This window comes from Halomonas sp. H10-59, assembly GCF_040070555.1.
Classification (GTDB): Bacteria; Pseudomonadota; Gammaproteobacteria; order Pseudomonadales; family Halomonadaceae; genus Halomonas; species Halomonas litopenaei.
Genome location: NZ_CP098828.1, coordinates 3,381,643 through 3,403,252 on the forward strand (window position 1 = coordinate 3,381,643; position 21,610 = coordinate 3,403,252).

The following is a 21,610-nucleotide window of genomic DNA, read 5'->3' on the forward strand; positions in this document are numbered from 1 at the left end:
GAGCACGGTTGTCTCCTGCTACCCCGTCCCGCCGAGGATACCCGGCAGGGGCTGCGGCGCCCCCACCGACTCACAGATCCCCCCTCCAGACTCCGTCAGAAACTTAAGAAAAGCTGGCTTTTCAGGAGATTGCCTCACCTCCTGCACAAGGCTGAGGGTAAAGTGAATGCGACACCTGGCCGATACTAATACTTTACTCTCAAGGATCTCACCTGCATGGACCACTCGCTTGCGTCCTACAACCCGGCACTGGTCGCCCTGAGCCTTGGCATCGCCGCCATCGCTTCGCTCACTGCCCTCGATCTCGCCGGACGCGTCAGAGCGAGCCAGGGCCTTGCCCGCCACCTGTGGCTTGCCGGCGGTGCCTTCGCCATGGGCACCGGCATCTGGTCGATGCACTTCGTCGGCATGCTGGCCATGGACCCCGACTCGCACTTCGCCTACGGGATCCCCCTTACCCTGGCGTCCCTGCTGGCGAGCCTTCTCGCTTCCGCCTTGGCACTGGCAACAGTGCAGTCAGGCCACCTCACCGGTCCTCGACTGGCCGTCGGCGCGCTGATCATGGGTAGCGGCGTCTGCCTGATGCACTACATCGGTATGGAGGCCATGCTGTCGGTAGACAGCCTGCGCTACCGACCGGACCTGTTTGCCCTGTCCGTGGTCATCGCCGTGCTGGCCTCAGCGGTCGCCCTCAGCCTGGCCTTTCGACTCAACCCGGTGGGGGGACGCTCCCCGCTGTGGCAACGTGGCCTGGCCTCGCTGGTCATGGCCGCAGGCATTTCGGGCATGCACTACACCGGCATGTCCGCCACCAGCTATCGCACCCTGAGCTACTCGGCCTCGGCCCCGGGCATCGGCACCGACCGGCTGGCCATCGTGGTGGCGCTGATCGCCACCTGCATCATGCTGGCAGCGTTGATGATGTCGATCTACGACGCCCATCTGTCCTCGCGCAATGCTCAGCTGGCACGTTCGCTACAACAGGCCAATCAGGAGCTCAAGGACCTGGTCCATCATGACGTCCTGACCCAACTGCCCAACCGACTGAAGCTCGAGGAGCACCTCGATGAACTGCTCGAGGACAACATCGATACCTTCGCGGTGTTCTTCGTCGACCTGGACCGCTTCAAGCAGGTCAATGACGGCCTCGGCCACCATGTGGGTGACGAGCTGATCAAGGGCGCGGCCCGACGCCTGCAGATGGCGGTGCGCGACAGCGACCTGGTCGCCCGGGTGGGCGGCGACGAATTCATGGTGGTCACCCATCAGGTTGCCAGGCGCGGCGACGCTGAAGCGCTGGCCCAGCGCATCGTCAGTTCGCTGGACAAGCCCTTCCAGATCGGCAACAGCATGGTCAAGGTCTCCACCAGCCTGGGCATCAGCCTTTACCCCGACCACGGGCGCAGCAAGCACGCACTGATGGTCCACGCCGACGCCGCCATGTATCGCGCCAAGCAGCAGGGACGCAACAACTTCCAGTTCTTCGCCTTGGACATGACCTCCGAGGCGGACCGGCGCAGTACCCTCGAGCGACGCCTGACCCAGGCCATCGAGGAGGATCGCCTGAGCCTGGCCTATCAACCGAAGATCCGCGTCGACAGCGGTGAGGTCTCTGGCGTCGAAGCGCTGCTGCGGTGGCACGATGAGGAACTCGGCCAGGTCACTCCTGACGAGATCATTCCCGTCGCCGAAGACTGTGGCCTGATCCTTCCCCTGGGCGCATGGGTGCTACGCACCGCCTGCCGGTTCTCGAGCGAGTGGCTCAAGGAGTCCGGCGAGCCATTGCCGGTGGCGGTCAACATCTCGGCCATTCAGCTCAATCATCGCGGCTTCGTGGCCACCATCGAGGCTGCGCTTGCCGAATCGGAGCTTCCCCCTCACCTGCTGGAACTCGAACTGACCGAAAGCACCCTGGTACAGAACCCTGATCGCGCCCTGGAAGTACTGAGTACCCTGCGCAACATGGGTGTGCTGCTGTCCATCGATGATTTCGGCACCGGCTATTCCAACTTGACCCAGTTGAAGTATCTGCCCGTGGACCGTCTGAAGATCGACCGCACCTTCATGCAAGGCGTGGTCGATTGCGAACAGGACGCGGCCATCGTCCAGGCGGTGATCTCGCTGGCCAGGTGCCTGGGGCTTCATATCATCGCAGAAGGTGTCGAGAGCGAAGAACAGCTGGCCTTTATCCGCCAGCTGCAGGGCCACGAGTACCAGGGCTACCTGTTCAGCAAACCGGTCCCGGCCGAAGAGCTCAAGGCACTGTTGGCCAAGGGTCACCTCGTGGCAGCGGCCGCAGCGGAACCCCGACACGCCCCCCGGGACACGCCGGTGCGCGAGGCCCGCCTATCAGGACTCGAGCCTGAAGGCAGACCTTCCCACCCCACTGGCATCGCCTGAGCGATCGTCCAATACCGTCGATGCAGGCTGCTTGACCTTGCCGGTCAGGCAGCGTCACCCTTCTGCCACCACGACAACAACACTCCGCAGCGCAGAGATCGCCGCCATGTCCAATGCCTTTCGCGCCCCGCCCCCGGCGCACCAGGAATCCCCGCCGCTGTCCTCCCCGGAGCGGCTGGTTCATCTGCTGTCCAGAGTCGCCGACAAGGACCGGGAGGCCTTCGCCGAGTTGTACGAGGCCAGCGTGGCGAAACTCTTCGGCACGGTGTTACGTATCTTGAAGCAGCAGGCCTGGGCCAACGATGTCATCCAGGAGGTCTACGTGACCATCTGGCAGAAGGCCGGACGCTTCGAGAGCGAGCGCGCCTCCGCCATCACCTGGATGGTGACCATCGCCCGCAATGCGGCCATCGACGAGCTACGCAAGGCACCGACACGGCCCACCGAGAGCGACAGTATCCTCGAGAACTGGGTCGCCGAGACGCCCTCCGCCTACGATCAGCGTCACCAGGACGAGACGTCGACACAGCTGACGTTGTGCCTTGATGAACTGGAAGAGAGCCGGCAGCAAATGGTGCGCCTGGCCTATCTGGAGGGCTGGTCGCGGGCCGAACTGGCAAGCCACTTCGACCAGCCGGTCAATACCGTCAAGACCTGGCTGCATCGTGCACTGAAACAACTCAAGGGGTGCCTGGGATCATGAGCGACCGCGACGACAAGGACATGCTGGCCGCCGAGTTCGTGCTGGGCACCCTGGATCGTGACGAGCGCGACAGGGTGCACCGCCAGCGTCAACACGACAGCGAACTCGAGCAGCGTATCGGTGAATGGGAGAGCCGGCTGGCGCCTCTGGCCGACGAGATCCAGGACCTCACCCCGGGCCCGGACCTGTTGCCGCTTATCCAGCAACGCATCAAGGCCATCGAGGACGCCGCGCGTGGCGATACGGCGTCCAACGCCCCCCCGAGCACCGCCAGCGTCACGCCGCTGCACCGCCGCCTGGCCTTCTGGAAGGCCGCCACCGGCCTGTCCAGCGCCGCGGCGGTCATCCTGGCGGCGGTGCTGCTGGCACAGCCGTCGCCGTCCACCAGTGAGTCCAACTTTGTGGCGGTGTTCCAGCAGGACGATCGCCAGCCCGCCTTCATGCTCAGCGTCAACCTGGAGCAGCGCCGCCTGCATGTCCGCCCGGTCAGCGCCGAACCTCTGCCCGACCGCTCCTATCAACTTTGGATCAAGCATGATGATCTGGGCTCCGCTCCCCGGTCCGTCGGTGTACTCGACGATGACCTGAGCCTCGACCAGGCGGCCCTGCGCGACTACGAACCTGAATTGCTGAAGCATGCCACCTTTGGCATCAGCGTCGAGCCTCCGGGTGGCTCGCCCACCGGCCAGCCTACCGGCCCCGCTATCCACGGCTACCTGTACCCCACCGAGCCCAGCGGCGGCCAGCGTCTCTGAGAATTTCAGCCCTCACTGAAACCTTTTCGCCTTCCCTGCGTAGCTAGTCGATGACCCCGCCACCGGCAATGGCCGATGGCGGGGTCATCGTGGCGGGCGTGGGTTTCGACACCCTCGAGGCGTACGCCCCGCACCACGACTTCCCTGCTTGGCCACTCGTTCGAGTGGCCTTTTTTATCTGGACGTCGGCTCTCGCCTTGGCGTCAGGGCACAACATTTTTTTCGATGACCTGAAACCCACCGTGGCATCGGCACGTAGCTGTTATCAACTCGGCAGCCATCCTGTCGTGGAGCACCTTCGGCAAGCCAATCAGCAACACCAGGAGACCATCACCATGTTCAAGCCATTGGCAGCACGTACCCTCATCACCTCAGCCCTCCTAGTCGGCGCAGCCTCCCTGGCCACCGGCGCCCAGGCCGCCCACCATGGAGAGATGGACGAAGCCGGCCATCTCGGCGTCTGGGCCGAAGATCAGTCGGTGGAGAGCGGCACCGTCACCGCCGATCGCATCGTCGCCGAGAACAACGGTTGGCTGGTCGTCCACCGTACCGACGAAAGCCACAAACCAGGGCGCGTTGTCGGTCACGCCCCGCTCAAGGCCGGTGAGAACACCGATATCGCGGCCATCCTGACTGAAGAGGTCAGCAGCGGCGAACATCTGATGCTGATGCTCCACGGCGAGGACGGCGGCATGCAGACCGGCATCTTCGAATACACCCTGGGCGCCAGCGAAGACGGCCCGGTCAAGGTCGACGGCAACCTGGTGATGAGCGTGATCACCGCTCAATGACACCAGCCCCCTCCTTTTGACGACTTGGCGAGGGCCCTGCCCCTCGCCTTTTTTGTGCCTGCTGCTCGCCCTTCGTACCCCACCGCTGTCCTTCCGCGCCGGCCTCCCGGTCTTTCCTGTGCCTGCCGCTCTTCCTGCTCGCGCCAGCCCCCGCAAAGAATCCTCTTTGATGACTTCACAACGCCTCTTGAAGATTGTATAAAATATAAAACCTGATCAACGACGCCCAGATGATCGTCGATCACCACAACCGACAACAAACCGGGGTACTCCATGCAACGCGTACACGTCATCGATTCCCACAGCGCCGGCGAGCCCACGCGCCTGGTCATGGACGGCTTTCCGACGCTTGCCGGCGCCACCATGACCGAGAAACGCGACTGTCTGCGCGACCGACACGACCACTGGCGCCGCGCGGTGATGCTGGAACCCCGCGGCCACGACGTGCTGGTCGGCGCACTCTACTGTGAGCCGGTATCTCCGGACGCAACCTGCGGGGTGATCTTCTTCAACAACGCCGGCTACCTGGGCATGTGCGGTCACGGCACCATCGGCCTGGTCGCCTCGCTGCATCACCTGGGCCACCTCAGCCCCGGCGACCACCGCATCGACACGCCGGTGGGCCAGGTCGAGGCGACCTTGCATGCCGACGGTGCCGTGACCGTACGCAACGTCCCCTCCTACCGCTACCGCCGGCAGGTCGCGGTGGAAGTGCCCGGCCACGGCATGGTCCATGGCGACATTGCCTGGGGCGGCAACTGGTTCTTTCTGGTCAGCGACCATGGCCAGCGCATCGCCCTGAACAATGTGGAGACCTTGACCGGCTATACCTGGGCCATTCGTCAGGCGCTTGCAGGCCAGGGCTTCACCGGCGATGACGGTGGCGAAATCGACCACATCGAGCTGTTCGCCGATGACGACGAGGCCGACAGCCGCAACTTCGTGCTGTGCCCCGGCAAGGCCTACGACCGATCCCCCTGCGGTACCGGCACCAGCGCCAAGCTGGCGTGCCTAGCCGCCGACGGCAAGCTCGCTCCCGGCGAACGCTGGCGCCAGGCCAGCGTCTGCGGCGGCCTGTTCGAGGCGAGCTATGAATGGCAGGGCGATCAGATTCGCCCCAGCATCACCGGACGCGCCTTCATGAGCGCCGACAGCACCCTGCTGATCGACGAGCAAGACCCCTTCGCCTGGGGCATCGGCGGCTGAAGCCCCAGCGGCTGGCGCCCCAGTACCCGACGACGGCCATTGACGTTTTTACCCACCGGCGGCTGCCCAAGAAGGGCGGCGCCTCCCTGACCCCGTGACACCGTCCCACTCAAGGACCCGACATGAACGACAATATCTTCACCGGCTGCATCCCCGCCCTGATGACCCCGTGCACCAAGGACCGCCAGCCCGACTTCGACGCCCTGGTCGCCAAGGGCCGTGAACTGATCGAGGCCGGCATGAGCGGCGTGGTCTACTGTGGCTCCATGGGCGACTGGCCGCTGCTGACCGAGGCCCAGCGCCAGGAAGGCGTCGCCCGCCTGGTGGAAGCCGGCATCCCCACCATCGTCGGCACCGGCGCGGTCAATTCCCGCGAAGCGGTATCCCACGCTGCCCACGCCGCCAAGGTCGGCGCCCATGGACTCATGGTGATTCCTCGGGTGCTGTCTCGCGGCACCTCGGTGACCGCCCAGAAGGCACACTTCGCCGCGATCCTGGACGCCGCGCCGGACCTCCCCGCGGTCATCTACAACAGCCCCTACTATGGCTTTGCCACCCGCGCCGACCTGTTCTTCGAATTGCGTCGCCAGCATCCCAACCTGATCGGCTTCAAGGAATTCGGTGGCGCCGATGACCTGCGCTACGCCGCCGAGCACATCACCTCCCAGGATGATCAGGTCACCCTGATGGTCGGCGTCGACACCACCGTCTTCCATGGCTTCGTCAACTGCGGCGCCACCGGCGCCATCACCGGCATCGGTAACGCCCTGCCCCACGAGGTGCTGACGCTGGTGGCCCTCAGCAAGAAGGCTGCCAAGGGCGATGTCGAGGCCCGCCGCCGGGCCCAGGAACTCGAGCAGGCCCTGGGGGTGCTGTCCTCCTTCGATGAAGGTGCCGACCTGGTGCTCTACTACAAGCACCTGATGGTGCTCAACGGTGACGAAGAGTATCGCCTGCACTTCAACGAGAGCGACGCCCTCAGTGATGCCCAGCGTCGCTACGTCGAGACCCAGTACGACCTCTTCCGCACCTGGTACGCCGGCTGGTCAGCCTCGCTCGACCTGTCCTGAAGCCCGATATGTCCTGAAACCACCGGGGAGGCTCGCTCGACGCCGGGCCTCCTGTTGTTTTCGGCATGGGCGACAGGGGCGTTGGCACCCCCCCCCTTTCGCCCATGCTGCTTCCCGCACTTCCCCCTCGACAGGAGAGTCAAATGACACTGGAAGGCAAGATGCTGATCGGACAGGACGCCGTGACTGGCAGCCAGGCGCCGATCCACGCCATCGACCCCGCCACCGGCAAGCGCCTGGAGCCGGCCTACCCGGGCGGCAGCCAGGCCGAGGTGGAGCGCGCCTGCGCCCTGGCAGAGGCCGCCTTCGATGACTACCGCGAAACCACGCTCGAGACACGCGCCCGTTTTCTCGAGACCATCGCATCGGAAATCGAGGCACTCGGCGATGCGCTGATCGAGCGCGCCATGCAGGAAACCGGCCTGCCCCAGGCCCGCCTTGCCGGAGAGCGCGGACGCACCTGCGGACAACTCAGACTGTTTGCCGACACCGTACGCGCGGGCGAATGGCTCGACGTTCGCATCGACCCTGCCCAGCCACAACGCCAGCCCATGCCCCGTGCCGACCTGCGTCAGCGTCAGATCGCCCTGGGGCCTGTCGCGGTGTTCGGTGCCAGCAACTTTCCGCTGGCCTTCTCGGTGGCCGGCGGCGACACCGCTTCGGCCCTGGCCGCTGGCTGCCCGGTGGTGGTCAAGGCTCACTCGGCCCACCCCGGCACGTCGGAGCTGGTCGGCCGCGCAGTACAACGGGCGGTGGCCCGGTGCGAGCTGCCCGAAGGCGTGTTTTCGCTGATCTTCGGCTCCGGCCGCGTGGTAGGCCAGGCGCTGGTCGAGGACCGCCGAATCAAGGCAGCCGGCTTCACCGGCTCTCGCTCTGGCGGCATGGCCCTGTGGCAAAGCGCCCAGCGCCGACCGGACCCCATCCCCTTCTACGCAGAGATGAGCTCGATCAACCCGGTATTCCTGCTGCCCGAGGCGCTCAAGGCCCGCGGCAAGGACCTCGGCGAGGCCTTTGTCGGCTCACTGACCATGGGCGCCGGACAGTTCTGCACCAACCCGGGGCTGGTGATCGCGGTCAAGGGCGAGGCCCTGGACGCCTTCATCGAGTCGGCCGCCGAAGCCGTCAAGGCCGCGGGCGCCCAGACCATGCTGACCCCGGGCATTCATGACGCCTACACCCAGGGCGTAGAGACCCTTGGCGACAGCGACAAGGTCCGAGAAATCGCACGTGGGCCGCAAGGCGAAGGTGTCAATCAGTGTCAGGCGGGTCTCTTCGTGGCCACGGCCAGCGACTTTCTCGGCGACGAAGCACTACAGGCCGAGGTATTCGGTTCGACGTCCCTGGTGCTGGAGTGTGCCGACATAAGTGAGGTCAAGGCGCTGGCCGAAGGTCTCGAGGGCCAGCTGACCGCCACCTTGCAGATGGACGACGGCGATACCGAGACGGCCCGCGGCCTGCTTTCGATCCTCGAACGCCGGGCCGGACGTATCCTGGTCAACGGCTGGCCAACCGGGGTCGAGGTATGCCATGCCATGGTGCATGGTGGCCCCTTCCCCGCCACCTCCGATGCCCGTACCACCTCGGTGGGCAGCGCCGCGATCCAGCGCTTCCTGCGCCCGGTGTGCTATCAGGATCTGCCCGAATCGCTGTTGCCCCAGGCACTGCGCGACGACAACCCCTGGGCCCTTGGCCGCCTCATCGACGGCAAGCGCGAGGCCTGAATCAGGTCCCTTGCCCAGGCGGCGGCCCCTGGGGCCGCCGCCTGCCCATGGACATTCATCGCGGTTTGTATACAGTGTGCAATAACATCCGATGGGCAGAGAGAGGCTATGGCGACTTTCAAGACACGCGCACAGTTCGTCGCGGATGACCTGCGCAGGCGTATCCTGGGCGGAGAGTTCCAGGGGGGAACCCAGCTGCGCCAGGATGCCCTGGCAAAGGACTATGACGTCAGCCGTATTCCCGTGCGCGAAGCCCTGCTGACCCTGGAGTCCGAAGGGCTGGTCGAGTTCCATGCCCACCGCGGTGCCTTTACCACCGAACTGTCGGTCGCCAAGATTCGCGAACTGTTCGACCTGCGAGTATTGCTCGAGACCTACGTCCTGCGCCATGCCATCAGCGAGTTGACGGAAGACGACCTGCTCAAGGCAGAGCGCATCCTCGAGAAGTACGACGATGCCCTGAACAGCGGCGGCGAGATCGACAACTGGAGCGAGTACAATTTCGCCTTCCACCAGGCCCTCTATGCACCGGCCAGGTTGCCCGAAACCCTGGCGTTGATCAGTCAACTCAACACCAAGTCGGATCGCTACATCCGCATGCAACTGCTCTACACCCAGGAGATCGAAAAGGCCGAGCGCGAACACCATGGGCTGCTCGACTTCGCCCGTCAGGGCAAGGCCGACGAGGCCTGCGAATTGCTCCAGCGCCATATTCAGGAAGCCTGTGAAGGCATCGTGACCCTGCTCGAAGAACGCGCCCAGCGCGGCGACGCCGACTGAAGCGCCATCCCTCCCCTTGTGCTTACCCTGTCGGCGCCTTGCGGGCGCCGACTCGCTAGAACCCTGGCGTCAACGCCATAGCCCCCTGAACATCCGCGGATGAGCTGCCCGCTTTCGCTGTCGTCGCCCTTGGCCTGCCAGGGGCGTTATCGCCCCCGTCGGCGCCAGCCGCCTGTCATCAAGGTTTCCTCCTGCGCTGGCTTGTTCAAGGCCCTGCCCTGAACGCACCGTCCTGACGCTCCATCCCCTTGGCACGTTTTCTGCGCTCCGAACACGGCGCATTCCTTTGCGCTCCGGCCCCAGCGCGTCGTTCATGCGCTCCTCCTCAATGCGTCGCCCATGCAGACCGTCCAGCGGATAACGCCAACGTTGAATATCGACCCTATTGATCCGAAAGGGCACCTATCTTATATTTTATACAATCGACAAAGACAAACGCTGCAGAGGCAAACCATGGGTTCACCCGGCTCGCGACAAGACCGCCAACCCGGCGACACGCGCATTACCGTGATCGGTGCTGGCGTCATCGGCCTCGCCTGCGCACTCGAGCTACGCCGCCAGGGCTTTTCGGTGCAGGTACTGGATCGTCAGGCTCCCGGCATGGGGGCGTCATACGGCAACGCCGGGCATATGGCCACCGAGCAGGTCTTTCCCATCGCCGACGCCTCGATCCTGACGCAGCTTCCCGCCATGCTGCGTGATCCGATGGGGCCGCTGCGACTGGACTGGCGCTACCTGCCCCGCGCCCTGCCCTGGTTCACTCGTCTATTGCTGAACCTGCGCTCTGCCCCCTACGCCAACAGCGTGGCCGGGATTCGTGCCCTCAACGAGGCCAGCCTGGACGCCTGGCGCAAGCTGCTCGATTCGATCGATGGTCGCCATCTGATGAAGGAAGACGGCTCGCTGCTGGTCTATGAGCAGGACCAATCAAAGCCCCGGATCGACCAGCTGGCCGCCGCCATGTCGGCCCAGGGCGTAGCCCTCGAATCCTGGTCGGGCGACGCCATACGCGAGCTCGCGCCGTCCCTCTCGGCCAAGCTCCGTGGTGGCCTATTCTTCCCCGCCACCGCTCATGTGGTCGCCCCCGCCGCCATCACCGCTGCCCTGGTCGACGCCGCCCGCCAGGAAGGCGTTACCTTCGCCACGGCAGAGGTACGCACTGCCCGTGTCCATGGCCAGGGCGTCAGCCTCCAGACCGATTCTGGGGCGCTGGACTGTGAACGGGTACTGCTGGCCTGCGGCGCCCACTCGGCCCGCCTGGCCGCCGAACTCAGCGGTCGCCGTGTGCCACTGGATACCGAGCGTGGCTATCACCTGATGCTGCCGGCAGAGCGACACCGATTGCCGGTGGCGGTCACCTCGCTGGAGCGCCGCTTCATCATGACGCCGATGAGTGACGGCCTGCGCCTGGCCGGCACTGTCGAATTCGCCGGCCTCAAGCGCCCCCCCAACATGGCCCGCGCCTGGCAGCTCCACCGCCTGAGCCAGGGTCTGTTCGAGCACGACCTGGACGCCACCGATGCCAAGCCCTGGATGGGCTTTCGCCCTTCCCTTCCCGATTCGCTGCCGATCATCGACAGCGCCCGGGACGGCCGCGTGCTGCTGGCCTTCGGCCACCACCACCTGGGACTGACCCAGGCCGCTGTTACGGCACAGCTTGTCGCCCGCCTGGCGACGGGGCGGACGGGCCCAGCGACCGGATCCGGTCCGGTGTCACTCCCGCCACTATCGCCACTCCCGCCACTGTCGCCCTATCGGCTCGAGCGCTTCTGAGCATGACCGCTCGGCCCCTGCACCGCAGAACCCACAACAACACCAAAGGAGATCCCATGACGTCGTCTTCCACCCCCATCCGCCTACCCGGCATGGCCGAGGTACTGGCCGTCATGATCGGCTTCATCGCCATCATGTTCTTGAGCATCAATGTCCTTGGCCTGCCCATCCAGCTTGCCCTGTTCGCCTCCTGGTTTCTGGTCATGGCGCTGGGCGTCAGGCTCAAGATCCGCTACGCCAGCATGCAGGAAGGACTGATCAACGGCATTCACAACGGCATGGAAGCCGTACTGGTGCTGACTACCGTCGGCGCCCTGATCGGCACCTGGATCGCCGGTGGCATCGTGCCGAGCATCATCTACTACGGTCTGACGGTGATGGACCCGCAGATCTTCCTGTTCGCTGCCTTCATCATCTGTGCCCTCACCTCGCTGGCCACCGGTACCTCCTTCGGTACCGCAGGCACTGCCGGTGTCGCCATGATGGGCATCGGCCACAGCTTCGGCATCCCGCTGCCGCTGGTCGCCGGCGCGGTGATCTCCGGTGCCTACGTCGGCGACAAGATGTCTCCGCTGTCCGATACCACCGTGATGACCGCCTCGCTGTGCAAGGTCAACCTGATCGACCATATCCGCTCGATGATGCTGGTCAGTGCACCGGCAATCCTGATCGCCGGCGTGCTGTTTCTGGTGGTCGGCTTCTTCTTTATCGACGGCGACGTCGACACCTCCCGTGCCACTGTCGCCATGCAGGCGCTGGAGACCCACTTCACCATCAGCCCCTGGCTGTTGCTGCCGGCGGTGATTGTGATCGGCCTGCTGACGCGCCGATTCCCCGCCATCCCGGTAATCACCTTCGGCGCCGTGCTGGGCAGCATCTGCGCCTGGTGGGCCCAGGACGTGTCTCCGGTCGATGCCATTCGCATCGCCTATGACGGCAACGCCATGGCCTCGGATGTGGAATTCCTCAATACACTGCTCAATCGCGGCGGCATCCAGTCGATGCTCGGCGTGGTGGCACTGATCCTTTTCGCCCTGGGCCTCGGTGGCCTGATGGACCGGGTCGGCATCCTCAAGGCGATCAGCAACGGCTTCCTGCGCTGGGCCAACAACCCGGGCCGGCTGACCCTGTCGACCATGCTCGGTGGCTTCTTCGGCAACTTTTTCGGGGGCGCCGCCTACGTCTCGCTGATCACCGCCAGCACCATCACCGAGAAGAACTACGATGATCAGGGCATCGATCGTCGGGTGCTGTCGCGCAACGCCGAAGCCGGTGGCACCGTGACCACCCCGATGGTGCCCTGGACCGATGGCGGCGTGTTCATGGCCACCACCCTCGGCGTGTCCACCATGGCCTACCTGCCCTTCCTCTGGTATCACATGCTGGTCATCGCCATCTCGCTGTTCTACGGCTACGCCAATATCGCCATCTGGCGCACGACCCCGCCCGCCGAGAAAACGACCACCTCCAGCGGCGAATTTCAGACCACCTGAGCCGTCACCAACAGCAGGCAACCAAAAGCCCCCGCTCGCATTCACGGTGAGCGGGGGCTTTATCTTGTAGCGGGGCTGGGCAGGCGCGCGCCAGGCTCGTCCCCGGTCGAGGCATCCAGGTCTGGTTCGAGCAGGACGCTTCCTGCCTGGCCTTCTGCTCACGACGGCGTGTCAGTAACGGCCGCTGCGGGTGTCGACCCTGGTCCAGGCAGACTGCAAGCCGAGGACGCCGAACGTCGATCAGCGGCCTTCTGTACCTTCCAGATAGGTCAGGGTGGTTTCCCAGCTTTGGCTACTGACCTCAATCGCGGCCCTGACGGCCGTCTCGTCGCCCGCTTGGAAAGCCGCGTAGATCGCCTTGTGGTCCTTGAGCGCCACCTCAGGCAAGGTCTGCATCGACGTCTCGAGGCCGGCCTCGACCAGTTGAATCAGCGTCTCGCCGACACGAATCGTCATGGGGTTGTGGGTGGCGGCCAGGATCGCGCGATGAAAGGCCGTGTCGTGGCAAGCGGTCTGCTCGTCATTGGCAATGGCTGCCTCGAGCGCGTCAATGGCAGCGCCAATCGCCTCATGATCCTCGGGCGTGGCATTGTCCATCGCCTGCAGCGTATAGGCGGGTTCAAACATCTTGCGAAACTCCAGAACGTCACGGGTCATGCCTCTGGCCAGGATCATGCCAAATGCCATCGGATCGACCAGCGGCTCTCCGGGCTCCTTGCGAATCAGCGTCCCCTGCCCCCGCTTGACCTCGACGATGCCGATCGCCTGCAGCATCTTGATCGCCTCGCGCACACTGGACTTGCCGATTCCCAGGCTATGGGTCAATTCCGTCTCCGAAGGCAGATAGTCTCCTGGCTTGAGCTCACCGGCGATCAGCGCCGTCTTGATGCGCTCGAGCAGCTGCACCGCGACCGACTGGCGGTCGATTGAACTCCCGAAGAGATCCATTGGCTTTATCCTTGTTGATGCGTTTCGAACTTGGCGTGGCGCGGCTGGGTAACACGTCAAAAGCGGTCAGCGACAGAAAATATCCAACCAATCTGCGCATCGACACAAGACGGCCGCGACGAAAATCTATTTTTATCGGTTTTATCATTACTTTTTGAGCGCCAGGACTTGCCTGGACAGCAACCTTGAGTCTAGCATGATGACAGACATCTGATGTCTTATGACAACAACAACGAGACGCGAACATGTCCTCCCTACCCCGTATTCTGGTGATGACCACCGGAGGCACCATTGCCAGTGCCCTGGATAGCTCCGGGCGCAGTCTGTCCGGTGCGCTCCCAGGCGACGCCTTGCTGGCAAGCGTTGCGCTACCCGAAGCGCTCCGCGATCGCGTCGACGTGGTTTCGGTCCTGCAAAAGCCAAGCAACGCCATCAGCCGTGCCGACCTTGTAGCGTTGCACCAGCGTTGCCTGGACGCCATGGCCGACCCAGGCGTGCAAGGCATCGTGATTACCCACGGCACCGATACCCTGGAAGACACGGCGTTCTTCCTCGATCTGACCCTGCCGTCGCACAAGCCTGTCGTGGTGACTGGCTCCCAGCGACCGCCACACCAGGCCGGGACGGACGCTTTCACCAATCTGGCCGACGCCATCCGGGTGGCCGCCGACGAGCAGGCACGTGGACTGGGCACACTGGTCGTGTTCAACCAGTCGTTGTTCGCGGCTCGGCAGGTACGCAAGGTCTCGACCTATCAGCTGGACGGCTTTGCCGCGCCTGCCGCTGGCCCCGTTGGCCGAGTGGATGGAGAGAACGTCCACCTGCTGCAGCGCCCCGTCGATCACCAGGTCTTCGAGTTGCCCTTGCAGGCACAACTTCCTCGCGTCGACATCGTTCCCGCCTACCTCGACGCCAGCCCCGCACTGCTCGAATGCGCCATCGACAACGGCGCCGCCGGCATCGTCATCGACGCCCTGGGTAGAGGCCATGTCCCTCCCGACTGGATGCCGGCTGTTCGTGATGCCAGCTCGCAAGGACTTCCTGTACTGGTCACGAGCAGTTGCCTGTCAGGCCCGCTCCACCAGAGCTACGAATTCTCGGGAAGCCTTGTCGATCTGTGTCAGGCAGGCGCACTGCCGGTCAGCGGGCTTGGCGCACGCAAGGCGCGAATTGTCCTGTCGATATTGCTGGCCAGCGACACTCCACTGGCGGCAACACTCGATGCACTGGCTCGCTGAATCGAAGCACCAGGTCTTACTCAGCCATCCCCGATGGTGCTCCACCATTTTCATCGCGTTGTACCGACCACAACAACAACTACGACAACAACCACGACAAAAAAGGAACCATCCATGAAAATGTCCCTGAAGCTGGCCCTGCCCCTGGCCATCGCCGCAGCCTCCATCTCCGGCCAGAGCCTGGCCGCCGACTACACCTTTTCCTTTGCCCATGTGTTGATTGAAGACACGCCCAATGGCAAGGCCGCCCTCGCCTTCAAGAAGGAGGTGGAGGAGAACTCCGACGGCCGTATCAGCATCAATGTGCTGCCCGCCGCCCAGGTCGGTGGCGATGTCGAAATCATCGAACAGATCCAGATGGGGCTGGTGGATATCGGCATCCCCCCCACCGCAACCCTGGGCAACTTCGAACCCCGCCTGCAGATTCTTGACCTGCCTTTCCTGATCTCGACCTACGATGACATGGAAGCGGTGCTTGATGGCGACGTGGGACGGGAAATCCTCGACACCCTCGAAGATGATGGCATGCATGCCTTCAACTTCTGGGGCGCGGGTTTTCGCCATATGACGAATAACATCCGTGCCATCGAGTCCCCCGAAGACCTCGACGCCATTCGCATGCGCACCATGCAGGCCCCGATCATCATCTCGACCTACGAGAACTATGGCGCAAACGCCACTGCGATGGCGTTCACCGAGGTCTACAACGGCTTGCAGCAAGGCGTGGTAGAAGGACAGGAAAACCCGCTGGCCAATATCTACACCATGCGCTTCCACGAGGTTCAGGACTACCTGTCACTGACCAGCCATGCCTACCACGCCTACGCCGCCGTCATGAACAAGGATGCCTGGGAATCCCTGCCCGAAGACCTCCAGCAGGTCATGCTCGAAGCCTTCGACAACGGTCGCGATGCCTCACGCCAGATGACGCTCGAGGACGAGGAAGTGATCATGTCCGAGATCAAGGACGAGATCGCCATCAACGAGATCAGCGATGAGGCTCGCCAAGCCTTTGTCGAGGCCAGCATGCCGGTACACGAGGACTACGAAGACGTGGTGACGCCGGAACTGCTGCACAAGGTCTACGACGTCGTCGGTATCGAATACTAAGAGAGAGCTCCGATGATCAAGACGCTGAATGCAGCGATTGATCGCCTGGAGAGCGTTTCGATGGTCGCGTTCATGTCGATCGCGACCGTCATTACGGCGGTTCAGGTGGTTTATCGTTATGGCTTCAACAGCTCGCTGTTCTGGGCCGAGGAAGTTGTCATCTATTCCATCATCTGCATGAGCTTCGTCGGTGCCAGCATGGGGGTGCGACACGGCGCTCATATCTCGGTCGATGTGCTCAATGCCATCGCCTCGCCCAGGGTCAATCGCCTGTTGCATCTGGTCTCGGCGGTACTCGGCATCATCTTCGCCGGATTCATGGTCTTCTACGGGTTCCAGCTATTCGGAAAGACCATGGATCGCGGACAGCTGACGGCAGCCCTGAGACTGCCGATGGCATGGTTCTACCTGCCGATCGGTATCTCGGGAGTGCTGCTGATCATCCGTTACCTTGGACTCTTGCAGACGATGTGGTCGAGCCCCCCCATGAGCCACGCTGAACAACTCGCCGCAGAGGCAGACAAGCTCGTCTAACCAGGAGACTCCCATGATTACGGCGCTTCTGCCAATCTTCTTCGCGGTGTTGTTGCTCGGTCTACCGATATTCGCCGCACTCTCACTCGCCGTTTTTGTCGCAATTGAGCTGTTCGGCTCGACCAGTGCGCTGATTGTTCCCATGCGCATGTTCACGGGCATGAACAACTTCTCGCTGATGGCGATCCCCTTCTTTATTCTAGCCGCCGAATTGATGCGTATCGGCGGGCTGTCCGACCGCCTGATCAACCTGGCCAAGGCACTGGTCGGCTGGGTGCCCGGAGGACTCGCAGCGGCCACCGTGCTGTCATGCCTGTTCTTTGGCTCCATCTCAGGTTCCAGCCCAGCCACCGTGGTGGCCATCGGCACCATCATGTTTCCCGCCCTGGTCGCGGCAGGCTACAACCGGCTTTTCGCCATTGGCCTGATCGCCACGGCCGGCACCCTTGGCCCGATCGTGCCCCCCAGTATCGCCTTGATCATCTATGGTTCGGTGACTGGCACCTCGGTGGGTCAGCTATTCGCTGCGGGGTTGCTGCCGGCCATCCTGATCGCCTCTCTGTTGATCGGCTACTGCATGGTCTACGCCAGCCTCAAGGGCTATGCGCGTGCGCCGATTCCCTCTTTGGGCGAGATCCTGCGTGCCTTCAAGGCGGCAGCCTGGGGCCTGGGGCTCCCCTTTATTCTGCTGGGCGGCATCTACAGCGGCGTCTTCACCCCCACGGAGTCGGCCGCGGTGGCCTGCGTCTACGGACTCTTCATCGGCATGGTCGTGTATCGAACCATTGGTCCCCGGGAGCTGGTCGCCACCCTGAGAAGCTCTGGCTTGACCTCTGCGACCTTGCTGCTGATCACTGCCGGCGCCTCTGCCTTCTCATGGCTGCTGGCGATCACCGGTACGCCAACCCAGCTGGCCAGTCAGGTGCTATCACTGACCGACGATCCCATTCAGGTCATGGCGCTGTTCAATGTGGTGATGATCGTCGCAGGCTTCTTCCTCGACAGTGCCTCGGCCATCATCGTGCTGTCCCCTCTCCTTCAGCCTATCGCCGAGCAGGTCGGCGTCGACCCCGTGCATTTTGGCGTGATCACCCTGATCAACTTCTCGGTGGGAATGATCACTCCCCCGGTCGGGCTGAATCTTTTCGTGGCCATGTCCATCTCGAAGATGTCACTGCAGGAAGTGTTCAAGGCGTGCCTGCCCTTCATAGCCATGATGCTGCTGGCGTTGATTGTCATCAGCTATGTTCCCTGGTTCAGCACCTGGCTGCCCTCACTCATCTATTGAGACGAGCACAATGCAACAGCACAGCACATTAGGGCGAGAGGTCGATATCGATCGCTTCTGGCAGGACGTTCAGACCCAGGCGCGCATCGGCGCGCTACCCGAAGGCGGCCTCGGCCGCCTGGCACTGGACGAAAGCGACATCGAGGCACGTCTGTGGCTGATGCAAGAGGCGGCTTCCCTCGGCGCGAGCGCCTTCCACGACCCCATCGGCAACCTCTACCTGCGCCGAGAGGGGCGCTCCCCGGAGCTCCCGCCGCTGTTGATCGGCAGCCATCTGGACAGTCAGCCTCGAGGGGGAATCTACGACGGGGCGCTGGGCGTCATCGCAGGCCTCGCCGTGCTGCGCACACTGCACGAACAGGACATCACGCTCGAGTGCCCTGTCGAAGTGGTGAGCTGGACCAACGAGGAAGGCGCCCGTTTCGCCCCGGGAACACCGGGGTCTGCGTGGTTCGCGGGGGTTAGAGACATCGCAGCGATCATGGCGTCACGCGATGATGCCGGAGTGTCATTCGAACAAGCCCTGGCCCCTTGTCTAGAGGCCATGGAAGCCCGGGGGTCGACCAAGCGAGAATCCCCCTTTTCACCATCGGCCTACCTGGAGCTGCATATCGAGCAAGGTCCCGTGCTGGATGCAGGCCAACTTCCCGCCTGTGTGGTCGTTGGTATTCAGGGTGTCAACTGGTACCGCTTTCGCCTCCAGGGACGTGCCAACCACGCCGGCACAACGCCCATGGACATGAGACGAGACGCAGTGATGGGGGCACATGCCCTGATCAGGGAGCTGGAGAACTGCGTCAACCGGCGGGGCTCGCAGGTACGTTTCACCATCGGCAAGTTCGGCGTGGCACCAGACTCGATCAATACCATCGCCGACGAGGTCACCTTCACGGTCGATCTGCGCCACCCCGATGGCTCAGTACTGGCAGCCATCGACGACGATTTTGCCGCCCTGGCAGCGACTCACTGGCAGGGCTGTCCGGCCACGCTGGAACGATTGTCCTCGATCGCACCGGTCACCTTCGATTCGGCCATCCTGGCATCACTTGAACAGAAGCTTGAGACGTACGCCACCAAAGCCCCCCGACTGGTGTCTGGCGCCTTTCATGACGCCATCCACCTGGCCAACCTGTGCCCTGCTGCGATGCTGTTCGTCGCCTGTCGGGACGGCATCAGTCATCACCCGGACGAACATGTCGAGAAGGACGATGCCGCAGTGGCCGTCCGAACCCTGACCGACACCGTCCTCGAGCTTGCTCAAGGCTAAACACGACTGGCCAGGGCACTCTCGTTCGTGGCAACGGGTTAGGCCAGCCGCGCGAGTGTGTCCTCCAGAGTTTCTACCACACCCTGGCACCGGCCATCGTCCATGGCGTGGGCATGCGGTGACGAGAAGCCCTTGCCATCGTTGTCATAGTACTGGCCGCCGGCGTTATCGAACTCCTCGGACAATGCTGCCCTTACCAGGATGTCGACGCCGATGGACAGGTCGTTGCCGGCCACGCCAAAGCCTTCCTTGACCATCTTGCTGGCCAGCAAGGAGCCGGGGTTGACCGCCACTACCATGGGATCACCGGCACTGGACCTGGCGGCCAGGTCGCGGGTCCACATGATCAGCGCCAGCTTGCTCTGGGCGTAGGCGTCGAAGTCACCGTCGGCGTCGGCGGTGCCGGCAAGCGCCGCCAGCGACACCGGCGCCTGGGCGGCAGAAGCCAGATTGACCACCCGCCCCTTGTCTCCGAGCAAAGCCGCCAGGCGACGGGCCAGCACATAGGGCGCCAGGGTATTGACCGCAAATCGCACATCGAGGCCGTCTGCGGTGCGGGTGTCCGGGGTGCGGTAGACCCCGGCGTTGTTGATCAGCACATCGATGCGCTCATCGCTCTGCTCGACCTCCGCCGCCAGCGCCGCCGCTTCGGCCAGGCGTGATAGGTCGGCGACATGCCCTGCGGGCACCTCGCCTTGCGAGATCACAGCCAGCTGCTCACGGGCCGCCGCGAGCTTGTCCGGGTTGCGTCCGTGCAGGATGACGCGATGGCCCTGGCGCGCCAGCTCGCTGGCGGTGGCAAGGCCAATCCCATCGGTGGACCCGGTGATCAATATCGTCTTCATGGCAATCTCCTGGCGGCGCCGGTCACCGGATAACGGTGCGGCGACATGTTTTCCCCCATGCTAGTGCAGCCCTGTGCCGACGATAAGCCGGCAAGCGGCGCAATCAGTTTTCGGTTTTCTTGCAAAGCCATCGACTGCACCACGCCGGCAGCCTCGCCTATCCCCACCCTAACGTATGGCCTGCGCCTTGCGCCCGACATGAAAAAGGCGCTGCCGACGGAGGACGGAAGCGCCAATGGGCGGCACAACAGGGTTAGGCTAGAAAAGCAGGTGGGTCGCCAGCGCCACCATGGGCATGGCCACCAGGGTGCGCAGCAGGAACACCACGACCAGGTCACGCACCGTCAGCGGGATGTCCGACTCCAGCATGGCGTTGGCACTCTCGGTGAAGAAGATGATCTGCACCGACGACAGGGTGCACACGAAGAACACCGCCATGGGGTCGACGTCGGCGCCGGAGATGATGATCGCCGGCAGCGCGATCTCGGCGATCGACACCAGCACGGTGGGGGCAATGGCGCCGGCATCCGGCAGCTGAAGCGCAGAGATCAACGGCTCCACCAGCACGCCCAGGTAGTCGAATACCGGGGTGTAGATCGCCAGCAGCAGCGCCAGGGTGGCGATGGCCAGGATGTAGGCGACGATCTTCTGGGCAAAAGTGATGGCCTCCCAGAAGCCCTTGTAGAACACATCGAGCCGGGTCTGGGAGGCGCGCTCGGCGGCGGCGCCACAGGCCCGGGCCAGGATGTGTCCATCACTGGAAACCTCAAGATCCTGAGCCGTCTGGGTGTTGCCCTGATGGTAGACGTCGAGCTTGCGCGACAACGGCGGAATCCTGACCATCAGCGCCGCCAGGGTGAAGTTGATGATGAAGGAGACGATGATCATGTGCGGCAGGTAAGCCATGATGCCGCCGATGGACGCCAGCAGGGCGAAGAAGCCCAGGCTGCAGATACTGAAGTTGGTGGCAATGCTGGCCGACTCCCGCTGAGTATAGTGGCCTTCCAGATAGAGCTTGTTGGTGATGAAGATGCCCACCGCCGGGGCGGCGACGAAGGAGGCAACCGCGTCCACCGCAGACTTGCCCGGCAGACGATAGAGCGGACGCATCAAGGGCTCCATCAGGGTGCCGACAAATTCCAGGAAGCCGAACTCGGTCAGAAACAGCACAAACAGGCCGGCGATGGCCACGGTCAGAAAGACGCTGCCCCCCAGGTACAGCGCCAGCCCACCGACATCCTTGTGCAGCAGCCAGTCGGGCCCGATCTGGAACACCAGCATGAAGGTGAACACCGCCGCCAGCAGGAAGGTCAGCCCGGTCATCGTGCCATCCTTCTCATGGTAGGCGGCGACGGCTTGGCGCCATGGAGACGGCGCCCCGGAGGAAGCCACCAGGCGTGACAGCAGCCAGGTCACACACAACAGGGCGACCAGGCCAAGCGTCAGATACTCGAGGGCCCCGCCGAGCGAAGACTTCAGATAGTCGATGATGATCACCAGCGGGATCTTCAGCGCGCCATCTGCCGTCGGGAAGGGGAAAAAGAAGATGCAAAGGCCAATCAGGCTGCCGACCAGCGAGGTCACGCCAGCGCTGCGTGGAGGGGCTGCCACCTTGGGATTGTTCATGTTGTGTCTCCAGTGGGGCTTGCGATGAGCACCGCCCGCGGGGGCGATGCTCGGTGGTGCCG

At 63.7% G+C, this 21,610-nt stretch carries 18 protein-coding genes; 15 read left to right on the forward strand and 3 right to left on the reverse strand.

Annotated elements, in window-relative coordinates:
• Window positions 1-216 precede the first annotated feature (216 nt).
• The 10 genes from NFG57_RS14730 (at window position 217) to nhaC (ending at window position 12,692) form a co-directional block, all read left to right on the forward strand.
• Entirely contained in the window at window positions 217-2,400 is a 2,184-nt protein-coding gene (locus NFG57_RS14730) for an EAL domain-containing protein (RefSeq protein WP_348814621.1), read from the forward strand.
• A 106-nt stretch (window positions 2,401-2,506) separates the two neighbouring features.
• Entirely contained in the window at window positions 2,507-3,103 is a 597-nt protein-coding gene (locus NFG57_RS14735) for a sigma-70 family RNA polymerase sigma factor (RefSeq protein ID WP_045992553.1), read from the forward strand.
• A complete protein-coding gene (locus NFG57_RS14740) occupies window positions 3,100-3,858 on the forward strand; it encodes an anti-sigma factor (RefSeq protein ID WP_348814622.1) in 759 nt (252 codons plus the stop codon). Before NFG57_RS14735 ends, NFG57_RS14740 begins: the two co-directional genes overlap by 4 nt.
• A gap of 335 nt (window positions 3,859-4,193) precedes the next feature.
• Entirely contained in the window at window positions 4,194-4,649 is a 456-nt protein-coding gene (locus NFG57_RS14745; protein WP_213231510.1) for a hypothetical protein, read from the forward strand.
• A gap of 273 nt (window positions 4,650-4,922) precedes the next feature.
• Window positions 4,923-5,855, forward strand: a complete 933-nt coding sequence (locus NFG57_RS14750; protein WP_348814623.1) for a 4-hydroxyproline epimerase — start codon at window positions 4,923-4,925, stop codon at window positions 5,853-5,855.
• 122 nt (window positions 5,856-5,977) lie between these two features.
• On the forward strand, window positions 5,978-6,925 hold the full coding sequence (locus tag NFG57_RS14755) for a dihydrodipicolinate synthase family protein (protein ID WP_045992549.1): 948 nt from the start codon (window positions 5,978-5,980) through the stop codon (window positions 6,923-6,925).
• Between the two features lie 143 nt (window positions 6,926-7,068).
• The gene (locus NFG57_RS14760) at window positions 7,069-8,646 is read left to right on the forward strand and encodes an aldehyde dehydrogenase (NADP(+)) (RefSeq protein WP_045992548.1); all 1,578 of its coding nucleotides are present in this window, start codon (window positions 7,069-7,071) and stop codon (window positions 8,644-8,646) included.
• A gap of 108 nt (window positions 8,647-8,754) precedes the next feature.
• A complete protein-coding gene (locus NFG57_RS14765; protein WP_045992547.1) occupies window positions 8,755-9,426 on the forward strand; it encodes a GntR family transcriptional regulator in 672 nt (223 codons plus the stop codon).
• 453 nt (window positions 9,427-9,879) lie between these two features.
• Window positions 9,880-11,199 (forward strand): FAD-dependent oxidoreductase, encoded by a 1,320-nt coding sequence (locus NFG57_RS14770; protein WP_348814624.1) that lies wholly within the window; start codon window positions 9,880-9,882, stop codon window positions 11,197-11,199.
• A gap of 56 nt (window positions 11,200-11,255) precedes the next feature.
• Window positions 11,256-12,692, forward strand: coding sequence for a Na+/H+ antiporter NhaC (gene nhaC, locus NFG57_RS14775; protein WP_348814625.1), 1,437 nt, complete (start codon window positions 11,256-11,258; stop codon window positions 12,690-12,692).
• A gap of 240 nt (window positions 12,693-12,932) precedes the next feature.
• Here nhaC and NFG57_RS14780 read toward each other — a convergent pair whose 3' ends face one another.
• On the reverse strand, window positions 12,933-13,700 hold the full coding sequence (locus tag NFG57_RS14780) for a FadR/GntR family transcriptional regulator (RefSeq protein ID WP_348814626.1): 768 nt from the start codon (window positions 13,698-13,700) through the stop codon (window positions 12,933-12,935).
• A 185-nt stretch (window positions 13,701-13,885) separates the two neighbouring features.
• Here NFG57_RS14780 and NFG57_RS14785 point away from each other — a divergent pair, with 185 nt between their 5' ends.
• The 5 genes from NFG57_RS14785 to NFG57_RS14805 all read left to right on the forward strand — a co-directional run bounded on the left by NFG57_RS14785 (window position 13,886) and on the right by NFG57_RS14805 (window position 19,077).
• On the forward strand, window positions 13,886-14,878 hold the full coding sequence (locus tag NFG57_RS14785; protein WP_045992543.1) for an asparaginase: 993 nt from the start codon (window positions 13,886-13,888) through the stop codon (window positions 14,876-14,878).
• Between the two features lie 114 nt (window positions 14,879-14,992).
• On the forward strand, window positions 14,993-15,988 hold the full coding sequence (locus NFG57_RS14790; protein WP_045992542.1) for a TRAP transporter substrate-binding protein: 996 nt from the start codon (window positions 14,993-14,995) through the stop codon (window positions 15,986-15,988).
• 12 nt (window positions 15,989-16,000) lie between these two features.
• Entirely contained in the window at window positions 16,001-16,522 is a 522-nt protein-coding gene (locus tag NFG57_RS14795; protein WP_045992541.1) for a TRAP transporter small permease, read from the forward strand.
• A gap of 13 nt (window positions 16,523-16,535) precedes the next feature.
• Window positions 16,536-17,810 carry a TRAP transporter large permease gene (locus NFG57_RS14800; protein WP_045992540.1) on the forward strand — a complete coding sequence of 425 codons (1,275 nt, stop codon included), beginning with the start codon at window positions 16,536-16,538 and terminating at the stop codon, window positions 17,808-17,810.
• A gap of 10 nt (window positions 17,811-17,820) precedes the next feature.
• Entirely contained in the window at window positions 17,821-19,077 is a 1,257-nt protein-coding gene (locus NFG57_RS14805; RefSeq protein ID WP_348814627.1) for a M20 family metallo-hydrolase, read from the forward strand.
• A 38-nt stretch (window positions 19,078-19,115) separates the two neighbouring features.
• Here NFG57_RS14805 and NFG57_RS14810 read toward each other — a convergent pair whose 3' ends face one another.
• Together NFG57_RS14810 and NFG57_RS14815 are read right to left on the reverse strand one after the other, a co-directional pair.
• Window positions 19,116-19,922, reverse strand: a complete 807-nt coding sequence (locus NFG57_RS14810; protein ID WP_348814628.1) for an SDR family NAD(P)-dependent oxidoreductase — start codon at window positions 19,920-19,922, stop codon at window positions 19,116-19,118.
• A gap of 258 nt (window positions 19,923-20,180) precedes the next feature.
• A complete protein-coding gene (locus NFG57_RS14815) occupies window positions 20,181-21,548 on the reverse strand; it encodes a nucleoside recognition domain-containing protein (RefSeq protein WP_348814629.1) in 1,368 nt (455 codons plus the stop codon).
• Window positions 21,549-21,610: the final 62 nt, after the last annotated feature.

Bases quoted from the DNA above. Each gene is read 5' to 3' on its own strand.
- NFG57_RS14730 (WP_348814621.1), top strand. From the start codon at position 217: ATGGACCACTCGCTTGCGTCCTACAACCCGGCACTGGTCGCCCTGAGC.
- NFG57_RS14735 (WP_045992553.1), top strand. From the start codon at position 2,507: ATGTCCAATGCCTTTCGCGCCCCGCCCCCGGCGCACCAGGAATCCCCG.
- NFG57_RS14740 (WP_348814622.1), top strand. From the start codon at position 3,100: ATGAGCGACCGCGACGACAAGGACATGCTGGCCGCCGAGTTCGTGCTG.
- NFG57_RS14745 (WP_213231510.1), top strand. From the start codon at position 4,194: ATGTTCAAGCCATTGGCAGCACGTACCCTCATCACCTCAGCCCTCCTA.
- NFG57_RS14750 (WP_348814623.1), top strand. From the start codon at position 4,923: ATGCAACGCGTACACGTCATCGATTCCCACAGCGCCGGCGAGCCCACG.
- NFG57_RS14755 (WP_045992549.1), top strand. From the start codon at position 5,978: ATGAACGACAATATCTTCACCGGCTGCATCCCCGCCCTGATGACCCCG.
- NFG57_RS14760 (WP_045992548.1), top strand. From the start codon at position 7,069: ATGACACTGGAAGGCAAGATGCTGATCGGACAGGACGCCGTGACTGGC.
- NFG57_RS14765 (WP_045992547.1), top strand. From the start codon at position 8,755: ATGGCGACTTTCAAGACACGCGCACAGTTCGTCGCGGATGACCTGCGC.
- NFG57_RS14770 (WP_348814624.1), top strand. From the start codon at position 9,880: ATGGGTTCACCCGGCTCGCGACAAGACCGCCAACCCGGCGACACGCGC.
- nhaC (WP_348814625.1), top strand. From the start codon at position 11,256: ATGACGTCGTCTTCCACCCCCATCCGCCTACCCGGCATGGCCGAGGTA.
- NFG57_RS14785 (WP_045992543.1), top strand. From the start codon at position 13,886: ATGTCCTCCCTACCCCGTATTCTGGTGATGACCACCGGAGGCACCATT.
- NFG57_RS14790 (WP_045992542.1), top strand. From the start codon at position 14,993: ATGAAAATGTCCCTGAAGCTGGCCCTGCCCCTGGCCATCGCCGCAGCC.
- NFG57_RS14795 (WP_045992541.1), top strand. From the start codon at position 16,001: ATGATCAAGACGCTGAATGCAGCGATTGATCGCCTGGAGAGCGTTTCG.
- NFG57_RS14800 (WP_045992540.1), top strand. From the start codon at position 16,536: ATGATTACGGCGCTTCTGCCAATCTTCTTCGCGGTGTTGTTGCTCGGT.
- NFG57_RS14805 (WP_348814627.1), top strand. From the start codon at position 17,821: ATGCAACAGCACAGCACATTAGGGCGAGAGGTCGATATCGATCGCTTC.
- NFG57_RS14810 (WP_348814628.1), bottom strand. From the start codon at position 19,922: ATGAAGACGATATTGATCACCGGGTCCACCGATGGGATTGGCCTTGCC.
- NFG57_RS14815 (WP_348814629.1), bottom strand. From the start codon at position 21,548: ATGAACAATCCCAAGGTGGCAGCCCCTCCACGCAGCGCTGGCGTGACC.